4 protein-coding genes are annotated in these 3007 nt (G+C 50.8%); 3 read left to right on the top strand and 1 reads right to left on the bottom strand.

The genetic code is table 11. The features are described 5' to 3' along the window. The 3 genes from KOO63_13970 to KOO63_13960 all read left to right on the top strand — a co-directional run. A partial coding sequence (locus KOO63_13970) for a YitT family protein (GenBank protein MBU8922919.1) occupies positions 1 to 867 on the top strand: 867 nt, incomplete at its 5' end. Next, positions 864 to 1346, top strand: coding sequence for a pyridoxamine 5'-phosphate oxidase family protein (locus KOO63_13965; GenBank protein MBU8922918.1), 483 nt, complete (start codon positions 864 to 866; stop codon positions 1344 to 1346). The genes KOO63_13970 and KOO63_13965, both read left to right, overlap by 4 nt. A 49-nt stretch (positions 1347 to 1395) precedes the next feature. After that, a complete protein-coding gene (locus KOO63_13960) occupies positions 1396 to 2553 on the top strand; it encodes a carbohydrate-binding family 9-like protein (protein ID MBU8922917.1) in 1158 nt (385 codons plus the stop codon). A gap of 83 nt (positions 2554 to 2636) precedes the next feature. On the opposite strand, the gene KOO63_13955 is transcribed toward KOO63_13960, so the two are convergent. Next, positions 2637 to 3007, bottom strand: a 371-nt coding sequence (locus KOO63_13955) for a M20/M25/M40 family metallo-hydrolase (protein MBU8922916.1), incomplete at its 5' end; no start/stop codon positions are given.

Raw genomic sequence — 3007 nt, 5'->3', positions numbered from 1 at the left:
GTAGTTCCTGGTGGAGTGACGGGACTCTCCATGGCCGTGCACTACATGACGGGTGGAAAAGTGTCGGTGGGAATCCTGATGTGGGTGATGAACCTGCCTCTCTTCGTTTGGGGAGTGAAGGAGCTGGGGAAATCATTCGGGCTTCGTACGTTCTGGGGGTTCACAATCAATTCGATCTGTGTCGATCTGATGCGCGGAGACATCATCAAATCGATACGTCTGCAGGACACGGCGACCGTGAGGTATCTCGTCGAAAACGACTTCTTTTTCCTTGTCCTGATCGGGGCCATTTTCCTCGGTGTGGGGCTGGGGATAATCTTCAAGTTCAAGGGGACGACAGGGGGGAGCGATATCGTAGCCGCCGTGGCGAAGAAGCGCTGGCGGGCCAAACCAGGAGTGGTGATAATCATCACCGATTTCTTCGTCATCTGCATAGCCGGTATTGTGCTGCAGATGAAAGGTCTATCGCCTGACAAGCCGGTACTCCTGTTGATGATGTATTCATTCCTTCTCCTGGTAGTCTCATCACAGCTTATCGACATCATCATCTTCGGATTTGACTACGCGAAATCAGCTTTCATCATCTCCGACAAGCACGAGGAGATCGCACGGGAGATAATGGACGGGATGGGGCGGGGCGCCACGGCATTTCACGGGAAAGGCCTTTACAGGGGAGTCGAGAGGGATATCCTTTTCACCGTGGTCAACCGACGGGAGACTTACAGGCTGGTCGATCGAGTCAGGAAGATCGATCCGGAAGCATTCGTAATAATCAACAGGGTGCACGAGGTCCTCGGGGAAGGGTTTATGGCCAGGGGTGAAGTCGATATGGATAAACTTGATTTTCAGAAAAGCAGGGATAAATGACGAAATATCACATGGTCAGGCAGGATAAGGCTATTACTTCTGAATCAGAGATCAGGAAGCTTCTCGCGGCTGGCAGGCTTGCGTCTGTGGCGATGTGCAGGAAAGATGAGCCGTACATCATTACAATGAATTATGGGTACGACCCCGATCGGCACGTATTGTATTTCCATTGTGGTTTCAAGGGACAGAAGCTCGAGTTTATTGCGGCCAATCCTGCCGTATGTGCTACCGTTATTTATGATCTGGGTTATGTGGACGGTAAATGCGAGCATAAATATCAGTCTCTTCTGATCAGGGGCTCGATGAAAATAATCGATGATTTCGAAGAGAAAAAACATGGGATAGAGGTCCTGATGGAACATCAGGAATCGGACGCGGACCCTGTACGCAAGAGGAATTTCACGACAGACGCGGATTACAACAAGTTTCTAATCCTGAAGCTCGATATAATGGGAATTACTGGCAAGCAGAGTCTTTAGCAGGTTGGAACAGTGTCTTTATCTTGAAGGTAAGAGGAGAGGTCTGGTTATGACGGGATACAGAGTGACGGCCATAGTATTAATCGCAGCGGTGCTGATCATCGCGGGGTGTGGAGATGGAACGAGGGGACAGCGGTATGAAAAGATCTCGGACGGGACCTTCCCGGTTCCTTCGATCGAATTGGAACCAAAGCGCTACCTGTGCAGACGGACAGCAGAACCGATTATCATCGACGGCCGTCTTGACGATGCTTCCTGGAACATGAAGTGGGTAGAATGGACCAATTCTTTTACGGATATAGAGGGCCCCGGGAAGGACGAGCCGAGGTTGCGTACCCGGGCCAGGATGCTCTGGGACAAGAACTATTTCTACATCGGGGTGGAGATGAGAGAACCACACGTTTGGGCAACGATCACTGGACGGGATGAAACCATTTTTCACGATAATGATTTTGAAGTGTTCATCGATCCCGATGGCGACACTCATGAATACTACGAACTCGAGATAAACGCGTTCGGTACGGAGTGGGACCTGCTCCTGGTGAAGCCCTACAGGGACGGGGGGCCTGCCGTCGATTCCTGGGATATTCATGGACTCAAGACTGCGGTCCATGTCGATGGTACTATCAACAATCCCGGTGATTCCGATAAGGGATGGAGTGTAGAGATCGCCATTCCATGGAAGACGCTTGGAGAATGTGCAGCCGGGGGCGCTCCTCCCGAAGAAGGAGATATCTGGCATGTCAACATGTCACGCGTGGAATGGGAAATGAATGTTGTGGACGGCAGGTATGTGAAGAAAACGGATCCGGAGACCGGCAGGCCGATGGCAGAAAACAACTGGGTCTGGTCACCGCAGGGAATCATCAACATGCATTATCCAGAGATGTGGGGACTGGTCATGTTCACGAATGTAATGAAGTCATTTGGCGCGGACTCGTTCAACCCGGCTCCTGTCGAGGCGGCGAGGTGGGTGTTGAGGAAAGTCTACTACGCCGAGAAGACTCATTTCATCCAGTACGGGAGATACTCGGACAGGTTCGAGGACCTTGGAATCGAGGAGCAGGATATCTATGGTTACGTCTGGCCTCCTGTGGTGGAGGCAACAGCGAATCAGTTTGAGGCGGTCTTGAAGAATGTTGATGGCAGTAGTGAGATAGTCATCGATCATGAGGGAAAACTCGTTATGAGGGACCTTGAGCAATAAAGTACAATTGAATCGAAAAAGCCGGAGGCCTTTCAGCCGCCGGCTTTTTCATGTTTACCTTCGTTCAATTCGCGACAGATCGACTATGAGGTGTATTGGGAGATGATCCCCAGTATCAACTCTACAGCTTTCTTCATCGATTCTACCGGGATATATTCGAATCTTCCATGGTAATTATGCCCGCCCGTGAAAAGGTTCGGCGTTGGAAGCCCCATGTACGATAGCCTTGCACCGTCCGTGCCGCCCCTTATCGGCGTCATGAGGGGTTTGATGCCGACTTCTATCATCGCCTGTTTCGCTTTATCGATGACGTGCATCACAGGCTCGATCTTTTCACGCATATTGTAGTACTGGTCTTCCAGGATCAGTTCAACGGTATTTTCCCCATGTTTTTCATTGAGGAATCCCGCGATCTTCTCCATCAGTGCTTTCTTGGCCTTGAACTTGTCCATGT

It is taken from the genome of Candidatus Latescibacterota bacterium (assembly GCA_019038625.1).
GTDB lineage: Bacteria > Krumholzibacteriota > Krumholzibacteriia > Krumholzibacteriales > Krumholzibacteriaceae > JAGLYV01.
The sequence above is the reverse complement of the archived record's forward strand: the minus strand, read 5'-3'. Positions and strand labels throughout refer to the sequence as shown.